Raw genomic sequence first — 22,921 nt, 5'->3', positions numbered from 1 at the left:
TCAAGCCATAAAGCTCTTGGTTCAAATCAGATTTTTATCCGCGTGAAACGCCTTGCCTTTACCGGGTTTTTGCCTTATTCCCCGAACACCCGCTTGAAGATGGTGTCGACGTGCTTGAGGTGGTAGCCCAGGTCGAAGGCCTCGCGGATTTTTGCCTCGCCCAGCGCCCCGACGACTTCCTGATCGGCGAGCAGTTCGGTAAGGAAATCCTTCCCCTCTTCCCAGACTTTCATGGCATTGCGCTGCACCAACCGGTAGGAGTCCTCGCGGGAGACCCCGGCCTGGGTCAGATCGAGGAGAATCTTCTGGGAGAAGACCAGCCCCTTCATCTGGTTGAGGTTCTTCAGCATGTTCGCCGGATAGACGACGAGGTTTTTGACCAGCCCGGCGAGGCGGCGCAGGGAAAAGTCGAGGGCAACGGTGGCGTCTGGCCCGATGTAGCGCTCTACCGAGGAGTGTGAGATATCGCGCTCGTGCCAGAGCGCAACGTTCTCCAGCGCCGGTACGGCAAAACCGCGCACATAACGGGCCTGGCCGGTGAGATTCTCGGAGAGGATCGGGTTGCGCTTGTGCGGCATCGCCGATGATCCCTTCTGCCCCTTGGAGAAGAACTCCTCTGCCTCCAGGACCTCAGTGCGCTGCAGGTGACGAATTTCAATGGCAATGCGTTCCATCGACGAGGCGATGATCGCCAAAACGCAGAAATATTCGGCATGGCGGTCGCGGGGGATGACCTGGGTCGAGACCGGCTCCGGCTTGAGGCCCATCCTGGCGCAGACGTACTCTTCCACGAAGGGGTCGATATTGGCGAAGGTACCGACGGCGCCGGAAATGGCACCGGTGGCGATTCCCTCCCGCGCCGCCCGCAGGCGGGCACGGTTGCGGTCCATTTCGGCATACCAGGTCGCGAGCTTGAGGCCGAAGGTGACCGGCTCGGCATGAATGCCGTGGGAGCGCCCCATGCAGACCGTCCCCCTGTGCTCGTAGGCGCGGGTCTTGATCGCCTCCAGGAGCTGGTCGAGGTCGGCGAGGAGTTCGTCAGCGGCCTGGACCAGCTGCACCGAAAGACAGGTGTCGAGGACGTCCGAAGAGGTCATCCCCTGGTGGATGAAGCGGGCCTCGGGGCCGACATACTCGGCGACGGAGGTGAGGAAGGCGATCACGTCATGTTTCACCTCGGCCTCGATGGCATCGATCCGGGCGATGTCGAAGTTCCCCTTGGCGCGGATAACCTCGACCGCCTCCCTTGGGATCACGCCGAGCTCGGCCTGGGCCTCGCAGGCGAGGGTTTCAATCTCCAGCCAGATGCGGAAGCGGTTCTCGGGCTCCCAGATCCGGGCCATATCGGGCCGGGTGTAACGTGGAATCATCGGTTACAACTCCTGTCGCAGGTTGGTGGGGGTACCAGGGTCAAAGTTTGAGGCAGCGGCTCGGCCGGGACGGCCCGCCAACGACCAAATCCGGCCGGCACTGGTTCTGCTGGTCGAGCACCGACTGACAGCGGGCGCGGGCCAACTCCGGTAAATTGTTGGTTTCGCTGAGATGAGCGAGAAAGACCCCCTCCAGACCCTCCCAGAGAAGGCCATCGAGCAGGTCTGCGGCCGCAGCGTTGGAGAGATGACCGTGGTTGCTGCGAATGCGTTGCTTGAGCGGCCAGGGGTAGGGACCGTCCCGAAGCATATCTTCGTCGTGGTTGGCCTCGACGACCAGTGCCCGGCACCCCTGCATGCGGTCGGCCACCAGGCGGGTGGCAATGCCCAGGTCAGTAACAACCCCAACCTTGCCCGCAGCCGATTCGACCACGAATCCAACCGGGGCCAGCGCATCATGGGTCAAGGGAATGGCGGTAACCTGCAGGTCCCTGAAGACCCAGGGTTCCCCGGCGGCAAACTCGTGGTGTTGGTCGAGGGAACCGAGCGACGGCAGGATCTCGCGGACACCACCATGCATGAAGACCGGGAGCCGGTATCGCCGGGCGAATGGGCCGAGCCCGCGACAGTGGTCCTGATGCTCATGGGTAACCAGAATGGCATCAAGATCGGCGGCCTCGACTTCGATAGCGGCGAGTCGAAAGGCCAGCTCCCGGGCCGAGAGGCCGGCGTCAACCAGGAGCCGGGTTTCGCCACATTCGAGATAGATGGCGTTTCCCTTGCTGCCACTTGCGAGCAGACAGATACGCAACAAAACTTCTCCCGGCCTGGCAGGCGGTGTGTTTATACCGGAATTCAGATGCCCGTGCAAGGGGGAAATCAGGCCAACACGGCCGTTTCCGAAGGGCTGGATGCTTCCTCCTTAGCCGCCGGGATTTCGGCCAGCGGAAGGAGGACATGGAAGACACTCCCGGGGCAGAGCTGGGCATCGTAGCCGGGGCTTTCGACCCAGATCTCACCACCATGCTTGTCGACCATACCCTTGGCAATGGTCAGCCCGAGCCCGGTCCCCTTCCCTTTGAATGCCGTCTTGCCGGTGAAATGTTCCTCGATGTTGCCGACCTCGTAGAACTTGTCGAAAATATGGACCTGGTCCTTGTCGGAAATGCCGATGCCGGTGTCGCGAACCAGCAGCTCGACAAAGGTGAGCATCTCTTCCGATCCCCCCGCCCCCGCCGTCGTCAACTTGCGTCCCCGCTGCGACGGCGCCTTCCTGGTGGTCCGGGTCTGGATGGTTATGGTGCCGTCATCCGGGGTGAACTTGATGGCATTGACCACCAGATTGGTGATGACCTGGAAAATCCGCGGTCCGTCACATGAGGCCAATGGCAGCCCCTCTTCCAGTTCGAGGACCAGGTGCTGATGTCGCTGCCCGATAAAGAACTCGAGCTCGGCGACGGTCTGCCGGACCAGTTCGTTGACATCGGTGGGACGGCGCTTGAGGCGCAGGCGCTGACTGTCGAGCATGGAGACGTCCACCATGTCACGCACGATCCCCGAGAGACGCTCGGCCGCATCGCTGATATGCTGCAACATCGGCAGCAGCGCCGGATCGATCTTGCCGGAGAGCTCGCCCAGCAGCAGTTCGGTGTAACCGATGATGACGGTCAGAGGTGTCTTCAGTTCGTGAGACGCAACGCCAAGGAATGAGTCCTTCATCTTATTGAGACGTTCGAGTTCGCGGGTGCTTTTTTCCAGGTTCTCCTTGGTCTCCCGCTCCTGGGTGACATCACGGATGATCGTCTGCACCATCCGCTTGCCATCTTTGCCGGTCACCGGTGAGGAACGGGCCCAGCCGACGAGGCGGCGGCTATCGGAAGGACGGACAAAACAGAGTTCGGCCTCCAGGGATTCCCCCTGCAGAACTTGCCGGTGCAAGTCGTAATGGGATTCGATCTCCTCGCTCTGGATCCGTTCGAAAAAAGAGAAGAGATTCTTGCCTTCAGTCTTGGCGCGGGGTACGGCAAAGAGCGCTTCGGCCGCTTTGTTGATCAGCACGATGCGGTCTTCGTCGTCACTGACCAGAATCGCATCGGAGGCATCCTCGAGCAAGGACCGGTACATCTCCCGGCTGCGACCGAGTTCGGCCCCGATCGCCTCCTGGTGTTCATACGATTCCTGCAGCTGCAGGTTGGTCTCCTCCAGTTCGCTGTAGCTCTGGCGGATCTTTTCGTCACGATCACGGAGCGAATGGGCCATATCCTGAAGGGCGGTGGCAAGTTCGGCGAAATCCCGGGTCGGCATATTCGGCACAGCGACCCGGAAGTTCCCGGAGGCGATCTCCACCGCGACCGTGCAGAGCCGGCGAATCGGTCCGATCAGGTTGCGCTTGGTGTAAAAGACCACCAGGGCAAAGACCACGAAAAAGGAGACCGCCAGCACCAGGATCGACCGCTGGAAAACCTTGGTGGTATGTTCCATCAGGACACTGCTCGGAAAGCCGATGCGAATCCGCCCGGCCAGGGAGCCATCAGCGGCCATCAGGGGGAGCGTGACGTCATAAAATTCGCCGAGCCCGGGAATCAGAACAAGGGCGGTGTGATCATTGATGGAGGAGAGAAATTCCCCAATGGCCGACAGGCGCAGGGCGGGATTACTGGAGTAGAGGGAAGAACCGACCCGGTCCTCGATCAGGCAGTAGAAAATTTCGGGGTCACTGGCGACGATCTCCTGGCAGCGGGCACCGATCCCTTCCATTTCATTCAGGGGGATCCCGAGGCCAAGGACCTTCTCCACCGAACTCTTAAGTCCGGTGGCCAGGGTCTGACAACGGAGCAGGATGCCATCCCGGTAGTCCCTGCGAAACCCTTCGATATTGAGCCCCGTATTGAACGAAATGGTCAGGGTCAAGACCAGAAAGGCGAAAATCAGAATGCGTTTTTCGAGGGTATTCTTCATCTACTGCACACAGGACCGGCTTCTCGACCACCGAAAGGAGAGGACCGCCAAAGGGTTGCACCTAAATAGCATATCGTCCGGCAAAGGGCAACAGAACAATCCCCCGCCTGGCACTGCTGAATGACGGTTGACGGCGAACCTTCCATCCGCTATTATCGGCCCATAGTGCCGGGATGCTAAGTTCTTGTTTTAAATCCGGCTTTCACCCCTCCCTGAACTTCAATGCGCAGAAAAGGAGAATCGCCCATGGCTGCCAGAATTGCCATCAACGGTTTCGGACGGATCGGCCGCAACGTTTTTCGTGCGGCATTCAACCATGGTGCCATGGAGGTGGTCGCCATCAACGATCTCACCGACGCGGCAACTCTCGCTCATCTGCTGAAATACGATTCGGTCCACGGCACCTTTGCACCTAACGTCGAGGTGAGTGGCGACGATTTAAGTGTGGCCGGAAAAACGGTCCGGGTCCTGCGCCAAAGGGATCCCGCCGCCCTCCCCTGGAAGGAGCTCGGCATCGACATCGTCATCGAATCGACCGGCCTCTTTACCAACCGTGCCGATGCCGCCAAGCACCTCAGTGCCGGCGCCAATCGGGTCGTCATCAGTGCACCCGGCAAGGAGGCTGACCTGACCGTCTGCATCGGGGTAAACCAGGAAGAGTTCGACCCGGCCCGGCACCGGGTCATCTCCAACGCTTCCTGCACCACCAATTGCCTGGCCCCGGTCGCCAAGGTGCTGCTTCAGGAATTCGGCATCGTCAAGGGACTGATGACCACAGTCCACTCCTATACCAACGATCAGCAGATTCTCGACCTGCCGCACAAGGACCTGCGCCGGGCACGGGCGGCAGCCCTGTCGATGATCCCGACCACGACCGGCGCCGCCAAGGCGGTCGCACTGGTTCTGCCGGAGCTCAAGGGGAAACTGGACGGCATGGCGGTCCGGGTACCGACACCGAATGTCTCCCTTGTCGACCTGGTCGTTGAAACCGGCCGTCCGACCAGTGTCGACGAGGTCAATGCAGCCTTTCGCAAGGCAGCGGAGGGCCCTCTCAAAGGCATTCTCAATTACTCTGCCGTCCCCCTCGTTTCCATCGACTATAACGGCTGTCCCGCCTCATCCACCGTAGACGCCCTGTCGACCGCCGTAATCGGCGGCAATATGGTCAAGGTTCTCTCCTGGTACGACAACGAATGGGGCTATTCCAGCCGGGTCGTCGACCTGGTCAACTTCATTGCCGGCCGCTGAGCACCGGATTGGCAGAGGGCAGGATCTGATAAGCCTGCCCTCTTCCTTTGTCCACCAGCCGACCGGCGCCAGCCTTGACACCCTCTCGCCCTGTTCCAGGAGGCACCATCATGTTTAACAAAGTCACCATCGAGGACCTTGAACTGAAAGGAAAGCGGGTTTTCTGCCGGGTCGACTTCAACGTCCCCCTCGATGACCAGCGACAGATCACCGACGACACCCGGATTGTCGCCGCCCTGCCGACCATTCGCTCCATTCTCTCCCGGGGGGGACGGCTGATCCTCGCCTCCCATCTCGGCCGGCCCAAGGGAAAATCGAATCCGAAATACAGCCTGGCGCCGGTGGCCCCTTACCTCTCCCGGCTTCTCGGTCACCCGGTGGCCATGGCGGGGGACTGTGTCGGCCCCGATGTTGAAAAAACGGTCGCCGCTCTCGCCGATGGCGAACTCCTGCTGCTGGAAAATCTTCGATTCTATCCCGGCGAGGAAGCAAACGACCCTGAATTCTGCCGGCAACTGGCGCGACTTGGTGACGTCTACGTCAATGACGCCTTCGGTACTGCGCACCGGGCCCACGCCTCCACGGAGGGGGTAGCCCGGCTGCTGCAGCCGGCAGCCGCCGGCTATTTGATGGAGAAAGAGCTGCGCTATCTCGGCACGGCCCTGGCCAATCCGGCGCGTCCTTTCGTGGCGGTCATCGGCGGGGCCAAGGTTAGCGACAAGATCGAGGTCATCGAGAACCTGCTGAGCAAGGTCGACAGCCTGGTGATCGGCGGCGGCATGGCCTACACCTTTCTCAAGGCCCGCGGTGTCAGCTGCGGCCGCTCCCTGCTCGAAGCCGACAAGGTCGAACTGGCGGCCCACCTGCTTGAGCAGGCGAAAGCCGGCGGGGTGAACCTGCTGTTGCCTGAAGATCACGTCACTGCCGCAGAGTTCAGCGCCGAGAGCGAACCCCTGGTATGCGGCAACGACAACTTCCCGGCCGAACGGATGGCTCTCGATATTGGCCCGCGCACCGTCCGTACCTACGCGGAACTTCTCGGGAAGGCGGCTACCGTCGTCTGGAACGGCCCGATGGGGGTCTTTGAATTCCCCGCTTTTTCCCGCGGCACCTTTGCCGTTGCCGAAGCAATTGCCGAATCGGGGGCGCTGTCGATCATCGGCGGTGGCGATTCGGTGGCGGCCGTCAACCAGGCCGGGCTGGAAGCGAAGATGACCCACATCTCCACCGGCGGCGGCGCTTCTCTCGAATTTCTCGAAGGGAAACAGCTCCCGGGCGTGGTGGCCCTGACCGACAAATAAGGTTTTCCCGGCAGGACGACAGGGTCCTGACCGTGCAACTACCTATCACCCCACAGGAGGGCAGTTCCCCTCCCCGTCACTGCAGGAGGACAAAATGCGCACTCCGCTGATCGCCGGAAACTGGAAACTCCACAAGAACCGGGCCGAAGCCCTGGCCCTGGTTGAAGCGCTCATTCCGGTGGTGGCCAATTGCCAGGAGCGCGAAATCGTCATAGCTCCCCCCTTCACGGCACTGGCGCCTGTCGGCGACGCCCTGGCGGGAAGCAACATCCAGCTTGCCGCGCAGAACTGTTACCCGATGGCGAGCGGTGCTTACACCGGGGAAGTTTCACCGCAACTCCTGGCCGATGTCGGCTGCCGCTATGTCATTGTCGGCCACTCGGAACGCCGGCAGCTCTTTGCCGAGACCGACGCCTTCATCAACCAGAAACTGCAGGCGGTTCTCGCAGCCGGTCTCAGCGTCATTCTCTGTGTCGGCGAAACCCTGGCCGAGCGGGAGGAGGAGCGCATGCTCGATATCCTCACCCGGCAGGTCAAGGAGGGACTAAAAGGAGTAACGGCTGAGCAGATGGCCGGGGTCGTGATTGCCTATGAACCGGTCTGGGCAATCGGCACCGGCAAGGTCGCCAGCAACGATCAGGCGCAGGAAGCCCATTCCTTTATCCGCGGTTTGCTGCAGGGGTTATCCGACCCGGAGACCGCACTTGCCACCCGCATCCTCTACGGCGGCAGCGTCAAGCCGGACAATGTCGACGGCCTTATGGCCGAAGCGGATATCGACGGCGCCCTGGTCGGCGGCGCCAGCCTCAAAGCGGCCGACTTTGCCCGGATCGTCGCCTTTCAGCCGGTCTGACGCGGGAGATAATCCTGCCCCCTTCAGCTTTTTGCTTGGCGACATCGGTCGACTGTGCTAAGGTGCGCGTTGCTGAAATTTCCCAAGGTGCGAGGAGTTTTAATTCATCATGACCTACCTGTTAATAGCGCTGCATGTCGTCGTCTGCATTGCCCTGATCATCATCGTCCTGCTGCAGGCCGGAAAGGGCGCTGAAATTGGCGCCTCCTTTGGCGCCGGGGCCAGCCAAACCGTGTTCGGCGCTTCCGGCGGCAAGAACTTCATGAGCCGGATGACCTCCGCCGCGGCGATCATCTTTATGCTCACCAGCCTCACTCTGGCCTATTTCTGGGGCAAGCCCGGCAGCTCCAGCCTGATGCCCGAAGCGGTCGCTCCCGCCGCTTCCAGTGCTCCGGCACCGACTGCTCCGGCCCCCGCCGCTACCCCCGGGAAGGCGCCGGAGGAAGCACCCGCGGCCGCGCAAAAAAATTGATCGTTCCCTGCCTTTGCTGTTGACAGCGGCAAAGCGAATCAGTATAAATGTTCTCCGTTCGCCAGCGCATCCAGGCTCGGCGAACAGCTCAAAAGCCAGTCATTCTGCGGTTGTGGTGGAATTGGTAGACACGCTAGCTTGAGGGGCTAGTGGCCGCAAGGTCGTGGGAGTTCGAGTCTCCCCAACCGCACCATCATCAAATGAGCAAGAAAGGCCGCAATCCATTGGATTGCGGCCTTTCTTCATTACCGGCAGTCGGAAATCGATTCGCCCGCGCGGCATTGCCAAAGGGATTGCCTTCGGCTAGTCTTCTCCCAACCCACTTTTTTGCGGGAGGTGAACCATGTCCAGACTTGCCCCGATCTTTTGTACGCTGCTCCTGGCGATTGCCCTCTGCGCCAGTGCGGCGGAAGGACCCACGGCCGAACTCGGCGCAACCCTCTTCACGGCAACCACCCTCGGCAGCAACGGCAAGAGCTGCGCGAGCTGCCACCCGGCCGGCAAAGGGCTCGGAGAATTGGCCGCCTATTATGATGGCCAGCTCAAGGAGATGATCAACTTCTGTATCCGCGATGCGCTGAAGGGAAAGATGCTCAATCCCCAGGCCCAGGAGCTCGATGCGCTCCTCGCCTACCTCAGGACCTTCGGCAAACAGTAACCGCTGCTCAGCAGCCGCAACCGCAGTTGTGGCAAACGACCTTGTTGCTCCCCTCCGGCTCGATCGTCTCCGGCGCAAAGGCGACGCGATTGACCCCACGACGGATATCCTCGAAGAGGTCCCGATTGGGGCTGGCGCCGATGATATGCCCGAGGCAGAGGTTGCTGAAACCGTCCCTGGGAGAGCGGATGCGTACGGCATTGAGAAGATCGCCGTATCCCTTGACCTCGATCGTCACCTCCGCCTCCGGGCCCTGGACCAGGGCGATGCCAAACGGTTCCAGTTCTGCCGCCAGGCGGCCGAGAAAGGCCCCCAGGGCCTCCTGGTCAAGGGGATATTGCCAGTCCTTGCGGGAGAACTCCCGTCGATAGAGATTGACACTGATCTCCTTCTGCTTTGTCACGGTCTGCCTTCCTTCTCCTGAAGTTGCTGCGGATGCAGCATTCTTACCCCCGCCGGTGGTGCCGGGACCTCGCTGAGCGTTGCCCGGGTCAACATCACTTCGAACTCCCCGGCAACCCCGGGGCGCTGGTAGTCAATCGAGAGCGCAGCGCCCGGCGGACCCCACAGGGTTTCCCGGCTGAGGGTCGCCAAGTTGGTCCCCGCCAGTTTCTTCCCACCGACTGCCACCAGCAGATCCCCGGGCCGGATGCCCGCCTGTTCTGCCGATGACCCGGCAACGACCTGAATCACCACCAGGTTGCCACTCGCCAGACCGACCACCTGCAAACCGACGCCAGCCATTTCCTCACCCCAGACGCCGCTGGCAACCAGCAACACCCCCGGCACGACCAGTGCTGCGACAAGAAATCGCAACACCCGCCTCATAGCTGATGGATCCAGGAGGTGTCGCCGCTCCCCTGCCGCAGGATTTCGACCCGGTCGTCAATCAGGCTGATGACCGTCGACGGCTCCCCGAGCAGGACGCCGCCATCGATGACGGTATCGAGCATTCGCCCGAGGCGACTGTCAATATCGGCGGGATCATGCAACGGTTCTTCGCCGGAGACATTGGCGCTGGTGGTCACCAGGGGATGACCGAGTTCGCGCACGATGGCCAGGGCGATCGGATTATCCGGGATACGGATCCCGACCGTCTTCTGCCGGGTGGTCAGCAGGTCGGGAACAAGCCGGGTTGCCTCGAGCACAAACGTAAATGGACCGGGGAGGTTGCGTTTCATGGTCTTGAAAGCGAAGTTGCTTACCTGGCAATACCTGGCGGCATCGGAAAGGTCGGCACAGATAAAGGAGAAGGGTTTGCGCGGGTCGCGCTGCTTGATCTGGTAAATCTGCTTGACCCCCTTCTTATTGAAGATGTCACAACCAATCCCGTAGGTGGTGTCGGTCGGATAGGCGATTACGCCGCCCTGTTTGAGTATTTCGACCACCCGGTGAATCAGCCTGGGCTGGGGGTCCTGGGGATTGATTTCGAGTATCATGGCGACCTCCAAACTCGGGTTCTAGCCTGCTGGCAGTTTACCACATACAATGGGAACCGCCCGTCATTCAAAGCAGATAGAGGAGCCCCGGCAGGCGACCGAGGGCGAGGTACATTCCATCGAGCTGAGCTTTGCTTTCCAAGCGGGCCAGGAGAGTAACACAGAGGTAGGTCCCTTTCTTGCTGGGACGAACGCGCAGCGCATCCAGGGGGATCGGCATCACCGTGGCCGCGGCACGCTGGACCGCAGTCACAAAATCGCGGGCCGGGTCGGCCGGACCAAAGACCTTGAACTGGTATTCGCAGGGGAATTCCATCTTCAGTTCAGAAGCGACCGGGGCCTGCACCTAGAAACCTCCGCTGCTGCCGGTATGGCCGAAACCGCCGATGCCACGGCAGGTATCGTCGAGCTGTTCGACTTCCACAAGTTGCGCGCGGACGATGGGGGCGATGACCAGTTGCCCAACCCGGTCGCCAGGGTTGATCACTGCCTCCTCTTGCCCATGGTTGATGACAATCAGACCGATCTCGCCTCGGAAGTCGCTATCGATGGTACCGGGGCTGTTGAGCATCGTCAGTCCCTGGCGCAGGGCCAGCCCGGAGCGGGGCCGGACCTGCCCCTCGAAACCGGCGGGAATGGCCAGGGCAATTCCGGTCGGCACCAGCCGACGCTCGCCGGGGGCGAGGTGCAGCGCCTGGTCAAGCGCGGCGCAGAGGTCGAGGCCGGCTGCCCCGGCCGTCATGTAACGGGGAAGGATCGCCTGCGGGTGCAGTTTTTTAACGGAAACGGTCAGAGGAGTCATGAAAGGTCACTCTTCGGCCTGCCAAGGGTCAGGTCGATCTCGGGGAAATCGGCCGGATCGACCCGGCCGAGCAACTGCAGGTTGAGAAACTCATCCCTGAACAGGCTCCGGGCGAGGGCCTGCACATCTTCGCCAGTCACCCGGTCAAAAGCATGCATCAGGTCGCGCAGGGGGACCTGCCCGCCGAGATAAATTTCGTTTTTTGCCAGGCGGGTCATACGGTTTTCGGTACTCTCCAGGGAGAGCAACAGGTTTCCCCGCAGCTGTTCCCGCACCGCCGTGAGTTCCTTCTCGGGGACCACGGCATCGCAGAGCCGCCGCATCTCCCGCTGAATGATATCGACCACCGAGCGAGTGTCATCGGGCGCGGTACCGGCGTGGACGACGAGAGCACCGCCATCACTGTGACAATGCAGGTAGCTGTAGATGGAGTAGGCGAGCCCCCGCTCTTCGCGCACTTTTTGAAAGAGGCGGGAACTCATGCTCCCACCCAGCAGGCCATTGAGGATATAGGCGGAGAAACGGTCGGGATGGTTCTGGGAAAGGGCGCGGGTGCCGAAGCAGAGGTGGACCTGTTCCAGCTCCCGGTCACAAATCGCCAGGTGCCGGCTGTAACCGGGGGGAGCGGTTGCCGGCAACTCCCCGCTCGCCGGCAGATCGCCGAAGGCGCGGTTGAGTTGATCGACGAGATCATCGTGATCGAGGTCGCCTGCGGCAGAGATCAGCAGGCTTTCGCCGGTATAACGTCGCCGCAGGAAATTGATGAGGGCGTTCCGATCGAACGCCCTCACCGTCTCTGTCGTCCCCAGGACCGGAGAGCCCAGGGGATGGTCTTGCCAGAAGATCTGGCTGAACAAGTCATGGATCAGGTCGTCGGGCGTGTCCTCCACCATGTGGAGTTCCTGCAGCACGACCCTGCGTTCTTTCTCCAAGTCATCGAGGTCAAACCGGGGATGGCGAATGACATCGCTGAGCAGGTCAATGGCCAGCGGTAACCGTTGTGCCAGGACCTTGGCGTAGTAGCAGCTGAACTCGCGACTGGTGAAGGCGTTGAGCATGCCCCCCACCGAATCGATCTCGCGCGCGATCTCCAGGCCACTGCGCCGCTCCGTCCCCTTGAAAAGCATATGTTCAAGGAGGTGGGACAGGCCCCTTTCTTCCGGCAGTTCGTGCCGGGAACCATTCTCCACCCAGACGCCGATGGCCACCGAGTGGGCACCCAGGAGGGGTTCGCTGATAAACCGGATACCGTTATTCAGGACCGTTTTGCGAATCATCTTTCCGCCTGCCGTCAGGCCTCCTCGGGAGCCTTCTGGCCGAGGGCCTCCTTGCGGGAGAGCTTGATTTTACCCTGCTTGTCAACCCCGATGCACTTGACCAGGACCTGCTCGCCTTCCTTGAGCACGTCACTAACATTGCGGACCCGCTCGGTATCGAGCTCGGAAACATGGACCAGGCCGTCGGTCCCCGGGAAGATCTCAACGAAGGCGCCGAATTCCATGATCTTGCGAACGGTTCCCATGTAGAGCTTGCCGACCGTCGCCTCCTGGGTGAGGTCGCGGATCATCTTGATCGCCTTCTTGCAGGCGTCGCCGTCAGCCGAGGCAATATTGACGCGGCCGTCATCCTCGATGTCGATGGTACAGCCGGTTGCCTCGATGATGCCGCGGATGTTCTTGCCACCGGAGCCGATGACGGTGCGGACCTGGTCGGGCTTGACGTAGATGGTGGTAATCCGCGGCGCATATTGGGAGAGTTCCTTGTTCGGAACGCTGATCGCCTTGGCCATCTCGCCGAGAATGTGCAGGCGCCCTTCCCGGGCCTGCTCCAGGGCCTGCTTCATGATCGCCCGGTCGACGCCGGTGATCTTGATGTCCATCTGCAGTGCAGCAACGCCGGCGGCGGTGCCGGTGACCTTGAAGTCCATGTCGCCGAGATGGTCCTCGTCGCCGAGAATGTCGGAAAGGACGGCCACGTCGTCCCCTTCCTTGATCAGACCCATGGCGATTCCGGCCACCGCTTCCCTGATCGGCACGCCGGCTTCCATCAGGCTCAGAGAGGCGCCGCAGACGCTCGCCATCGATGAGGAACCGTTCGACTCGAGGATGTCGGAGACGATGCGGATAGTGTAGGGAAAATCGTCATGTTTGGGCAGAACCTTGGCGATGGAGCGTTCGGCCAGCATGCCGTGACCGATCTCGCGACGGCCGGGGAAGAGGCGCATGCTGGTCTCGCCGACCGAGAAGGGGGGAAAGTTGTAATGAAGAAGGAATTTCTTGAATTCCATCCCCTGGATGTTGTCCATGCGCTGCTCGTCGCCACTGGTGCCGAGGGTCGCCGCAACCAGTGCCTGGGTCTCGCCGCGGGTGAAGAGGGCGCTGCCGTGGGCGCGGGGGAGTACACCGATTTCACAGCTGATCGGACGCACGGTCTTCATGTCGCGACCGTCGATGCGCACCTTCTCCTTCAGCACTTTCTGACGCAGCACCTTCTTGGAGATGGAGCCGAGGATGGCACCGATCTCGGCGCCGCGGCCTTCGAACTCCTCGGCCAGGGCCACCTTGACCTCGGCTTTGATCTGGTCGATGGCAGCGTAGCGCTCCTGCTTGGCACGGATCGTTCCAGCCTCGGCGAGGCGCTCGGCAGCCAGTTCCTTGACCCGGGCTTCAAGAGCCGCATCGGTCTCGGCGACCACGAATTCACGCTTGGCGACGCCAACCAGTTCCTGCAGCTTGAGCTGCATGTCGATCAGCGGCTGCAGCGAACGATGACCGAAGAAGATCGCTTCGAGCATCTCGTCCTCGGAGACGAGGTCAGCCTCCCCTTCGACCATCATTACCGCGTCGCGGGAACCGGAGACGACGATTTCAATGTCGCTCTCGGCCATCTGCTGCAGGGTCGGGTTGGCGATCAGTTCGCCGGCAACGCGACCGACGCGCACCGCGGCAATCGGCCCGGCGAAGGGAATATCGGAAATCACCACGGAAGCGGAGGCGGCGACCATGGCCAAGGTGTCGGGGTCGTTGATCAGGTCGGCGGAGACGACCGTCGGCATGATCTGGGTTTCGAACATGTACCCCTTGGGGAAGAGCGGCCGCATCGGCCGGTCAATCAGGCGGCAGATCAGGGTCTCGCGCTCGGTCGAACCGCGCTCGCGGCGGAAGAAAGAGCCGGGGATCTTGCCGGCGGCGTAGAACTTCTCCTGGTAGTTGACGGTGAGGGGGAAGAAATCCTGCCCTTCACGCATCTTGTGCGCGGAAACCACGGTACAGAGCACCTTGGTTTCACCGTAGGTGATGACGGTGGCGCCGTCGGCCTGACGGGCCATTTTCCCCGTTTCGATGGTCAGGGGCTGACCGTTGAACTCGATTTCAACCTTGTGATACGCCATGAAAAACTCCTTTCCGCACGGCCCTTCAGGCCGGGTGCGGGACCTGTCGCCCGCAGGCGACCGTTAACCAACAAAAAATGGCAGAAGGAGGATGGCCTGAGACAGCACCCGCGACAGGCATCGCCTGTTTCAGGTCCTCTCTCCGGACAGCCTCCAATGCCATCGACAAAACGAAGGGCAGCAGACTCTCCGTCGCAACGAAGAGCATGCTGCCCCAGATTACCGGCGGATGCCAAGTTCCTTGATGACGATCCGATAGCGCTCGACGTCCTTCTTCTTCAGGTAGTCGAGAAGCCGCCGTCTTTGCCCGACGATCTTGAGAAGACCCCGACGGGAATGATGGTCCTTCTTGTGGGTCCGGAAATGCTCGGTCAGATAGGTAATCCTCTCGGAGAGGAGCGCGATCTGAACTTCCGGAGAGCCGGTGTCGCCCTCGTGGGTCTTGAATTTGCTAATGATTTCCTGTTTACGTCCCGTGGCCAGCACTGTGCCACCTCCTTTCAGCGAACTGCACCGGCCCTGGCCGGCACTTGAGATTTGCGAAACATCGTCCCTTTTATCATACCGATTCGGTTCTGTAAAGGACTATATCGATCGATTCTCCCGCCAGATTTCCGGATTGGCGAATACCCGTAACAATTCGAAATCACCGCGCCCTTCCCGTTCGCGCCGGGGGGCGAAACGGGCGATGGCGGCGATTGCGCCGGCCGCCTCGAGCAGGACCCGTGCGCCCTCGGCAAGCGCCTCGGTGTTGCTGCACTCCAGGAGCTGCGGCGGTACACCGTTGGCAAGCCTGGCGGCCGCCGCGGCCTCGACCGCCACCACTGCCATCTCGGGCAGCGCCGCACGGGGTCCGAGCAGGGGCAAGGGCCCTTGTTCGGCAGTCCGGTCTTCAAGCTCGTCCAGGGTCAGGCAATCAGCTTCCACGAATGGCCCGGAACGGGTCCGACGCAAGGCGGTCAGGTGCGCACCGCAGCCAAGGGCCGCACCGAGATCGTGGGCAAGGGTCCGGATGTAGGTCCCCTTGGAGCAGGTGACGAGGATCTCGACCAGCGGCAACGCGACCTGGAGCAACTCGAGGCTGCGAATGGTGACCGGCCGTGGCTGGCGCTCGACCTCGATCCCCTGACGGGCCAGACGGTGCAGGGGTACACCCTCCCGCTTCAGGGCCGAATACATCGGCGGCAGCTGCAGGATATCGCCCCGCAACCCGGCGGCCGCGGCCTCGAGGCGAGCCGGGGTAACCATGTCCCAGGACGCTTCACTGACCGTCTCACCCTCGGCATCCTGGGTGGTGGTCGCGATCCCCAGCCGCAGGGTGGCCCGGTACTCCTTCTCCCCTTCCATCAGGAACTCGACGAGGCGGGTCCCCTCCCCCACTGCTACGGGCAGAACCCCGGTCGCCATCGGGTCGAGAGTCCCGGTATGACCGATGCGTCGGGTCCCGAGCAACCGCCGCAAGCGGCGGACCACGTCATGGGAAGTCATCCCCGGCGATTTGTCGATCAGCAGGATACCGTGCACGAAGGGATCAATCGACCGGAATCTTGAGGCGGGAAAAGACGGTCTGCCGGACCTGTTCCAGGGTCCCGGAAACCTCGGCACCGGCGGCATTGTGGTGCCCCCCGCCGCCGAGTTCCCGCGACAGGGCGCCGACGTCGACCGTCCCTTTGGAGCGGAAGCCGACCTTGAAGGCGGTCGGACTGACCTGGCGGAAGAAGATGGCAACCTCCACATTGCGGATGGAGCGCGGGTAGTTGACGAAACCGTCGGTGTGCTCGGCGCTGCTGCCGGTAGCGGCGTACATGTCGCTGGTGACGCTGATTGAGGCATAGCGGCCGCAGGCGGAAAGGGTCAGGGTCGCCAGTGCCAGCGCCAGCAACTGCAGGCGGCGGGCGTCCTGGTTTTCATAAAGGCCGGTCGCGATTTCCCAGGGGCTGACGCCAAGGGCGATCATATCGCCGGCGATGCGAAACGCCTCGGGGTTGGAGTTGGAATAGCGAAAGGAGCCGGTATCGGAAATGATGGCCGCGTAGATGCAGCTCGCGACCTCCCGGGAGATCGGCCAGCCGCCGGCGGCGAGAATCCGGTAGACCATGGCGCCGGTGGCGCAGGCCTCGGTGTCGACGTAGTGGATCGAACCGAATTGTTCCGAGTAGGGATGGTGGTCGATGTTGGCGAGTACGGTACAGTGATCGCGCAGTTCGCTCCCGGCCCGGCGCAGTTCGCCGGCATCGAGGATGAAGCCGGCATCGAAACGCGCTCCCGCTTCGATGCGGTCGGTCACGGTCGCGGCGCCAGGAAGAAAATCGAAAGCCGCCGGTACGCCGTCCCGGTTGTAGGCGACAACCTCCTTGCCGAGTTCACGCAGGGCGAGGGTCAACGCCAGGGTCGAGGCGAGGGCGTCACCGTCGGGACCGGCATGGGAAGCGACCAGAAACCGCTCCCCCTCATTGATCGTCTTCAGGATCGCCTTGAGCATTCTTCTCGCCGCTGTTCAGGTCACGGAGCAGGGATTCGATCCGGTTGCCGTATTCGAGGGAGGTGTCGTATTCGAAGGTCAGTTCCGGGACCAGGCGCAATCGCAACCGCTTGCCGATCTCCCGGCGCAGGTAGGGGAGCGCCGAGTTCAGCCCGCGTTCGCTTTCGCCCCGGGCGCGTTCGTCGCCGATGACGGTAAAGAAGATGCGGGCGTAGTGCAGATCCCGGGAGACTTCGACGGCGGTAATGGTGACAAAGCCGACCCGCGGGTCCTTGAGCCCTTTCAGGATCAGGGCCGAAATCTCCTTCTGGATCTGCTCGCCGACCCGATGAGAACGCTGGAATTCCAAACCTTATCCAATCCGTTGTGTTCAGTAGTGGAGATATTCACTAAATCGCTCGCTGACCTCCGCCACCCCGAGCCGCTCGATCTCCTCCTCGATGCGGCCGAAGACGCCCTGGAGCAGGGGCTCGTCGCTGCCGACCATGACGATGCCGAGTTCGCAGCGTTGCCAGAGATCCTGCAGGCCGGTTTCGGCGGCGGAGACCGGGAAGTGCTCCCGGAGCCGGGCGAGAAGCCGCCGGACGATGGCACGTTTTTCCTTCAGATTCTGCGGACTCCAGAGCTGAAGGTCGAGCCTGAGTACGCCGACAACCATTGTCCCCCCCGGGGCTAGAGGGTCGTCTTGATCGATTCGATCTCGAAGGCCTCGATAATGTCACCGACCTTGAGGTCGTTGTAGTTCTCCAGCCCGATCCCGCATTCGTAGCCGGTAGCCACCTCGCGAACATCGTCCTTGAAGCGCTTGAGGGAGCTCATCTTCCCCTGCCAGACCACGACGTTGTCCCGCAGCAGGCGGACCTGGGCGCCACGCAGGACCTTGCCGTCGGTGACATAACAGCCGGCGATGGTCCCGACCTTGCTGACGCTGAAGGTTTCCCGCACTTCCACCCGGCCGAGGTACTTCTCCTGCAGGGTCGGGGCGAGGAGCCCTTCCATCGCATCGCGGATATCGGCGACCGCGTCATAGATGATGTTGTAGAGGCGGATGTCGACCCCTTCCGCTTCGGCCAGATTGGCGGCCTTCGGTTCGGGACGGACATTGAAACCGAGGACGATGGCATCGGAGGCCGAAGCAAGGGAAACGTCGCTTTCGATAATTCCGCCCACCCCGGTATGAATGACGACCAGCCGGCAAGCCTCGGTGGAGAGCTTGAGGAGGGAGTCCTTGACCGCCTCGACGGAACCCTGCACATCTCCCTTGATAATGACCTTGAGCTCCTTGACATCCCCCTGCTGAATCCGGGCGTAGAGCTGTTCGAGAGAGATCTTGCTGCTCTTGGCCAGCTCCGCTTCCCGCAGTTTCTGCTGGCGGTGCTGGGCGACGTCGCGAGCGGCCTTCTCGTCTTCCACCGAGTGGAAGGAGTCGCCGGCGTCGGGAACCCCGGTGAGACCGGTGACCTCCACCGGAATCGACGGACCGGCTTCTTCCAGACGGTCGCCGCGGTCGTTGGTCATGGTCCGAACCCGGCCGAAGTGGACCCCGGTCACGATCGGATCGCCGATTTTGAGGGTCCCTTCCTGGACCAGGACCGTGGCCACCGGGCCACGCCCCTTGTCGAGGCGGGCCTCGACGACCACCCCTTTGGCGCGCTTGTCGGGGTTGGCCTTGAGGTCCATGACCTCGGCCTGCAGCAGGATCATTTCGAGCAGCTGGTCGAGGTTGGTCTTCTGCTTGGCCGAGACCTCGACGAAGATCGTTTCGCCGCCCCATTCCTCGGGAACCAGCTCGAACTCGGTCAGCTCCTGCTTGACGCGCTCGGGGTTGGCGTCGGGCTTGTCCATCTTGTTGATGGCGATGATGATCGGAACCCCGGCGGCCTTGGAGTGATTGATCGCCTCTTTGGTCTGCGGCATGACGCCGTCATCAGCGGCCACCACCAGGATGACAATGTCGGTCGCCTTGGCACCGCGGGCACGCATGGCGGTAAATGCCTCATGGCCCGGGGTGTCGAGGAAAGTGATCTTCTTGCCGTCGAGCTCGACATCGTAGGCACCGATGTGCTGGGTGATGCCACCGGCCTCGCCGGCAGTAACGTTGGCGGTGCGGATGGCGTCGAGGAGACTGGTCTTGCCATGGTCGACGTGGCCCATGATGGTCACCACCGGCGGCCGCGGTTTGAGATCCTCGACCTTTTCATCAGTGGTTTTCAGGCTGTCGTGCTCGAGGATCGTCTCCTCGTCGAAAGCGACGTTCTCGACCTCGTAGTTGAACTCGGAGGCGAGGATCGCTGCCGTTTCGAAATCGAGGGGGTGGTTGATGGTCACCATCGATCCCTGACGCATCAGTTCCTTGATCAGGTCGTTGGCCTTGACCCCCATACGTTTGGCGAGTTCGCCAACGGTAATTACATCGCTGATGCGGATGATGCGCTTGATTGCCTTGGAGACCGTCACCTCGGTCTTCTTCTGCATCTTGGGCGGACGCTTGCCGCGGCGCAGCTTGCCGCCGTCGCGATCCGGTTCGAAAACTTCCCTTCTGCCGCGACGGCGTCCGGCCTCGGCCGGAGCCTCACTGTAATCCGCGCCCTTCCCTTTTTTCTTCTTCTTGCCGCCACGGGCTTCCTTGGCGACGAACGGCTCGCCGGCCACCGGCAGCGACGGTGTCGGCGCCGAGCCGGGACGGGACGGACGATCGGGACGGGGGGCCCCCGGACGTTCCGGACGGGCGCTGGCGGGACGCTCCGGACGCTGGGTTCCGGGGCGCTCCTGGCGTTCGCCGCGCGCCGGCCGGGCGTTGTCGGGGCGGGTCTCCGTGCCGCGGGGCGCTTGCTGGTGGAGTTCAACCCGGCCGAGAATCTTCGCCCGCGAGGCGGTGGCCTTCTCGGCACGCGGCTCGGCAGCGGCGGCCGGTTTCTCCGCAGCCGGTTTTTCTGCAGCCGGTTTTTCTGCAGCCGGTTTTTCTGCAGCCGGTTTTTCTGCAGCCGGCTTTTCCGCGACCGCTTTCGCGACGACCGGTTCACCGGCGTCGACTCTCTTGGTCGGCGTCTTTTCGACGGGCTGGACAGGTTCGGCCGCTACCGGTGCTGCTGCAGCGGGAGGAGTATCTTCCTGCTCGGCAGCAACGGGCGCTTCCTTGGCCGCTTCAGCCGTGGGGGCCGTTGCCGGTTCACTGGGGGCGGCTTCGGCGGTGGCGGTCTCCTCGGGGAGACTCTCCACGACCGGGGGCGCGGCTACTTCCTTGCGGCGTCGGCGGATAATCCCGGGAGTGATCCGCTCCTCTTCGATCTTTTCGACGGTCGTTTCGACGGTCGGGGTCGAAGCAGCTTCGAACTTGCGAATATCGTCCTCTTCCAGAACGCTCATATGTGTCTTGCCTTCGACACCTGCGGCTTCCAGTCGATCGAGGAGGGCCTTGTTTTCAAGACCGAGCTTTTGCGCCAGTTCGTATACCCTTGTCTTTCCCATCAATTCTCCCCTGCGATATGCGTGTAGCGGATCAGCTCCTGGTGCATGGAAACAGCGAGCGAGTGCTTTCTGACGGCAATGACGCTGCGCTCTTCCTTCCCCAGCAGCCGGCCGAAAGTATCCTTGTCGAAACAATGCCAGCAAGGTATCCCACAGGCAGCGGCTTTTCCGGTAATCTTGTCACCGACACCTGCCGATATGTCTTTGGCAACCAGCACCAGGGCCGGAGGTGTCAATGCCGTCATGGCGTCGAGCACCAGGTTGGACCCGGAAAGAATCTGCCCGGCCTTGCGGGCCATGCTGATCAGGCCATGAATCCGTTCCCAGATTTGCCCTTTGAGGCTGGCGAGCAAATCGTCAGCCGTCACCTCCGGCAGCGGGCGACGAAACGCCCGGGCAAACTGTCCGCGCCGAACAGCGGCGGCAATACACCCGGGTTCGGGGCAGGTGTAGGCACCGCGTCCCGGCAGGCGGTGGCGGTAATCGACCAGCAGGGTTCCGTCAGGCGCCAGCACGTAGCGGACCAGGTCTCCCTGCCGCAGGGTCTTGCGGCAGCCGATACAGGTCCGCTCGGCGCTGTGTCCTGCCAGGCCCAAGGGCCGGCTACTCCTCGTCCCCGCCATGTCCCGGCAGGACACCAAGTTCGGCGAGACCGCGGGCGAGTTCATCCTTGCTCATCGAGCTGCGCCCGGCGAGCTTGTGTTCCTTGGCGAGTTCGTAGAGCGCGTCACGGGACATCTCGGCGACGGCGTCTTCGGCTTCGGCGGCGAGCGCTTCGGCCTTCTCCTCGGCAGCTTCGGCGGCGAGCTCTTCGAGCTCTGCTTCGGCGGCGCGGGTTTCGCTCTTGATATCGATCTTCCAGCCGGTCAGCTTGGCGGCGAGACGGACGTTCTGCCCTTTCTTGCCGATCGCCAGCGACAGCTGGTCATCAGGGACGATAATTTCCAGGGCCTGCTCGTCGTTGTCAACGTAGACCCGGGTCACTTCCGCCGGCGACAGCGCCGAGCAGGCGAAACGGGCGATATCAGGGGTCCAGGGGATGATATCGATCTTCTCGCCACGCAGCTCGGAGACAACATTCTGCACCCGGGAACCGCGCATGCCGACGCAGGCGCCGACCGGATCGACATCCGAGTCGTGGGAGACGACGGCAATCTTGGCGCGGCTGCCCGGCTCGCGGGCGACGTTCTTGATCTCGACGATCCCCTCGGCGATTTCCGGCACCTCGAAGTGGAAGAGCGCTGCCACAACCCCGGGATGGGTGCGGGAGAGAATGATCTGCGGCCCCTTGGGGCTCATCTTGACATCGGAGATGTAGGCCCGCACCCGGTCGCCCTGGCGATAGTTTTCGCGGGGGACCTGCTCGCGATGGGGGAGCAGGGCTTCGGCGCGGCCGAGATCGACGATCAGGTCGCCGCGCTCGTAGCGACGCACGATGCCGTTGACGAGCTCACCGACCCGGTCCTTGAATTCGTTAAAAACCCCTTCGCGCTCCGCTTCACGGACCTTCTGGATGATCACCTGCTTGGCGGTCTGGGCGGCGATGCGGCTGAAGTTGCCGGCATCGAGCTTCATACCGAGGGAATCACCGACCTCGACCTCGGGGTCAATCTCCTGGGCTTCCTGGAGATCGATCTCCTTGTAGGAATCGAGGACTTCCTCGACGACAGTCACGAACTCGAAGACCTCGACTTCACCCAGCTCGTCATTGAAGTGGGCTTCAAGATCACGGGTGTTGCGGTACTTCTTGTTGGCTGCGGACAGCACTGCCGATTCGAGCGCTTCGACCAGCACGCCGCGATCGATGCCCTTGTCCTTGACCACCTGGTCGATAATATGGTTGAGGTTTACCACCATGCTCCTGTCCCCCTGTAACTGACTCCTCCACCGGGACCTAGGCAGAGGGCTGGATGATCACTGGGTAACCCGGCGAGTTCAGAACTCCGGGTCGAGATTTGCCTTCACGATGGCGTCGAGGGGGATGACCACCTCGCCGCCCTTCTTGTCGAGCTGCAGGACCCGCACCATCTCGCCGTCGAGACCGAGCAGGCGCCCGCCAAAGGTCTTGCGCGGCTGCCCGCGACCGTCCGGATCGAGCTGCTCCAGGGTCTTCAACTTGACCCGTTCACCGGCAAAGCGCCGGAAATCCTCCGGTTTCTTCAGCGCCCGGTCGATGCCGGGGGATGAAACCTCGAGGCGATAGGCGCCGGGAATCAGGTTCTCGATCTCGAGGATGGCGCCAAACTCCCGACTCACCTCGGCGCAATCGTCGAGGGTCACTCCGCCGGGCTTGTCGATGAAGATCCGCAGCACCAGGTCGCGTCCCTCGCGCAGATATTCGAGATCCACCCCTTCAAGGCCGAGCTCGGCCAGGATCGGGGCAAGCAGCCGTTGGATATTTTCGAGCAGACTTGCCTGGGTCACGGCAAAAATCCCGCGCTACAAGAGCCTGAAATAAAAAAAGTGAGCGGAAAGCTCA

The 22,921-nt window shown here is 62.2% G+C and carries 24 protein-coding genes and 1 tRNA gene; 6 read left to right on the top strand and 19 right to left on the bottom strand.

Annotated elements, in window-relative coordinates:
• Positions 1-74 precede the first annotated feature (74 nt).
• The 3 genes from purB to DBW_RS08500 all read right to left on the bottom strand — a co-directional run bounded on the left by purB (position 75) and on the right by DBW_RS08500 (position 4,328).
• Positions 75-1,370 (bottom strand): adenylosuccinate lyase, encoded by a 1,296-nt coding sequence (gene purB, locus DBW_RS08510; protein ID WP_066726875.1) that lies wholly within the window; start codon positions 1,368-1,370, stop codon positions 75-77.
• Between the two features lie 40 nt (positions 1,371-1,410).
• Positions 1,411-2,184, bottom strand: coding sequence for an MBL fold metallo-hydrolase (locus tag DBW_RS08505; RefSeq protein ID WP_335339869.1), 774 nt, complete (start codon positions 2,182-2,184; stop codon positions 1,411-1,413).
• 65 nt (positions 2,185-2,249) lie between these two features.
• Complete coding sequence (locus DBW_RS08500) at positions 2,250-4,328, bottom strand: ATP-binding protein (RefSeq protein WP_066726873.1); 2,079 nt, start codon at positions 4,326-4,328, stop codon at positions 2,250-2,252.
• Positions 4,329-4,574: 246 nt separating this feature from the next.
• Here DBW_RS08500 and gap point away from each other — a divergent pair, with 246 nt between their 5' ends.
• From gap to DBW_RS08470, 6 genes are all read left to right on the top strand, one after another.
• The gene (gene gap, locus DBW_RS08495; protein WP_066726872.1) at positions 4,575-5,576 is read left to right on the top strand and encodes a type I glyceraldehyde-3-phosphate dehydrogenase; all 1,002 of its coding nucleotides are present in this window, start codon (positions 4,575-4,577) and stop codon (positions 5,574-5,576) included.
• Positions 5,577-5,686: 110 nt separating this feature from the next.
• Positions 5,687-6,877 (top strand): phosphoglycerate kinase, encoded by a 1,191-nt coding sequence (locus DBW_RS08490; protein ID WP_066726870.1) that lies wholly within the window; start codon positions 5,687-5,689, stop codon positions 6,875-6,877.
• A 94-nt stretch (positions 6,878-6,971) separates the two neighbouring features.
• Entirely contained in the window at positions 6,972-7,730 is a 759-nt protein-coding gene (gene tpiA / locus DBW_RS08485) for a triose-phosphate isomerase (protein WP_066726868.1), read from the top strand.
• Between the two features lie 109 nt (positions 7,731-7,839).
• Entirely contained in the window at positions 7,840-8,202 is a 363-nt protein-coding gene (gene secG, locus DBW_RS08480) for a preprotein translocase subunit SecG (protein WP_066726866.1), read from the top strand.
• Between the two features lie 106 nt (positions 8,203-8,308).
• Positions 8,309-8,395: transfer RNA gene (locus DBW_RS08475), tRNA-Leu, on the top strand.
• A 150-nt stretch (positions 8,396-8,545) separates the two neighbouring features.
• The gene (locus tag DBW_RS08470) at positions 8,546-8,860 is read left to right on the top strand and encodes a hypothetical protein (protein WP_066726864.1); all 315 of its coding nucleotides are present in this window, start codon (positions 8,546-8,548) and stop codon (positions 8,858-8,860) included.
• Positions 8,861-8,867: 7 nt separating this feature from the next.
• On the opposite strand, the gene DBW_RS08465 is transcribed toward DBW_RS08470, so the two are convergent.
• The 16 genes from DBW_RS08465 to rimP form a co-directional block, all read right to left on the bottom strand.
• Positions 8,868-9,263, bottom strand: a complete 396-nt coding sequence (locus DBW_RS08465) for a hypothetical protein (protein WP_066726861.1) — start codon at positions 9,261-9,263, stop codon at positions 8,868-8,870.
• Positions 9,260-9,679: a PDZ domain-containing protein gene (locus DBW_RS08460; protein WP_197463761.1), complete on the bottom strand. Its 420-nt coding sequence runs from the start codon at positions 9,677-9,679 to the stop codon at positions 9,260-9,262. Before DBW_RS08460 ends, DBW_RS08465 begins: the two co-directional genes overlap by 4 nt.
• Before the next feature lie 5 nt (positions 9,680-9,684).
• Positions 9,685-10,299: an L-threonylcarbamoyladenylate synthase gene (locus DBW_RS08455; RefSeq protein ID WP_066726857.1), complete on the bottom strand. Its 615-nt coding sequence runs from the start codon at positions 10,297-10,299 to the stop codon at positions 9,685-9,687.
• Between the two features lie 67 nt (positions 10,300-10,366).
• On the bottom strand, positions 10,367-10,645 hold the full coding sequence (locus tag DBW_RS08450) for a YbeD family protein (protein ID WP_066726855.1): 279 nt from the start codon (positions 10,643-10,645) through the stop codon (positions 10,367-10,369).
• Positions 10,646-11,101: a dUTP diphosphatase gene (gene dut, locus DBW_RS08445; protein ID WP_066726854.1), complete on the bottom strand. Its 456-nt coding sequence runs from the start codon at positions 11,099-11,101 to the stop codon at positions 10,646-10,648.
• Positions 11,098-12,378 (bottom strand): M16 family metallopeptidase, encoded by a 1,281-nt coding sequence (locus DBW_RS08440; RefSeq protein ID WP_066726852.1) that lies wholly within the window; start codon positions 12,376-12,378, stop codon positions 11,098-11,100. Before DBW_RS08440 ends, dut begins: the two co-directional genes overlap by 4 nt.
• A gap of 14 nt (positions 12,379-12,392) precedes the next feature.
• Positions 12,393-14,492, bottom strand: a complete 2,100-nt coding sequence (gene pnp, locus DBW_RS08435; protein WP_066726850.1) for a polyribonucleotide nucleotidyltransferase — start codon at positions 14,490-14,492, stop codon at positions 12,393-12,395.
• A 219-nt stretch (positions 14,493-14,711) separates the two neighbouring features.
• Entirely contained in the window at positions 14,712-14,978 is a 267-nt protein-coding gene (gene rpsO / locus DBW_RS08425) for a 30S ribosomal protein S15 (RefSeq protein ID WP_066726846.1), read from the bottom strand.
• 99 nt (positions 14,979-15,077) lie between these two features.
• On the bottom strand, positions 15,078-16,016 hold the full coding sequence (truB, locus tag DBW_RS08420; protein ID WP_197463760.1) for a tRNA pseudouridine(55) synthase TruB: 939 nt from the start codon (positions 16,014-16,016) through the stop codon (positions 15,078-15,080).
• 7 nt (positions 16,017-16,023) lie between these two features.
• On the bottom strand, positions 16,024-16,974 hold the full coding sequence (locus tag DBW_RS08415) for a DHH family phosphoesterase (protein ID WP_066726843.1): 951 nt from the start codon (positions 16,972-16,974) through the stop codon (positions 16,024-16,026).
• Entirely contained in the window at positions 16,943-17,323 is a 381-nt protein-coding gene (gene rbfA / locus DBW_RS08410; protein WP_066726841.1) for a 30S ribosome-binding factor RbfA, read from the bottom strand. Before rbfA ends, DBW_RS08415 begins: the two co-directional genes overlap by 32 nt.
• Before the next feature lie 21 nt (positions 17,324-17,344).
• The gene (locus tag DBW_RS08405; protein ID WP_066726839.1) at positions 17,345-17,632 is read right to left on the bottom strand and encodes a DUF503 domain-containing protein; all 288 of its coding nucleotides are present in this window, start codon (positions 17,630-17,632) and stop codon (positions 17,345-17,347) included.
• A 14-nt stretch (positions 17,633-17,646) separates the two neighbouring features.
• Positions 17,647-20,442 carry a translation initiation factor IF-2 gene (infB, locus tag DBW_RS08400; RefSeq protein ID WP_066726837.1) on the bottom strand — a complete coding sequence of 932 codons (2,796 nt, stop codon included), beginning with the start codon at positions 20,440-20,442 and terminating at the stop codon, positions 17,647-17,649.
• Positions 20,442-21,038: a DUF448 domain-containing protein gene (locus DBW_RS08395; protein WP_066726835.1), complete on the bottom strand. Its 597-nt coding sequence runs from the start codon at positions 21,036-21,038 to the stop codon at positions 20,442-20,444. The genes infB and DBW_RS08395 overlap by 1 nt, the downstream gene beginning before the upstream one ends.
• Before the next feature lie 7 nt (positions 21,039-21,045).
• The gene (gene nusA, locus DBW_RS08390; RefSeq protein WP_082820258.1) at positions 21,046-22,299 is read right to left on the bottom strand and encodes a transcription termination factor NusA; all 1,254 of its coding nucleotides are present in this window, start codon (positions 22,297-22,299) and stop codon (positions 21,046-21,048) included.
• Between the two features lie 78 nt (positions 22,300-22,377).
• Positions 22,378-22,866 (bottom strand): ribosome maturation factor RimP, encoded by a 489-nt coding sequence (gene rimP / locus DBW_RS08385; RefSeq protein WP_066726833.1) that lies wholly within the window; start codon positions 22,864-22,866, stop codon positions 22,378-22,380.
• Between the last annotated feature and the right edge of the window lie 55 nt (positions 22,867-22,921).

Source organism: Desulfuromonas sp. DDH964 (assembly GCF_001611275.1).
GTDB lineage: Bacteria > Desulfobacterota > Desulfuromonadia > Desulfuromonadales > DDH964 > DDH964.
The sequence above is the reverse complement of the archived record's forward strand: the minus strand, read 5'-3'. Positions and strand labels throughout refer to the sequence as shown.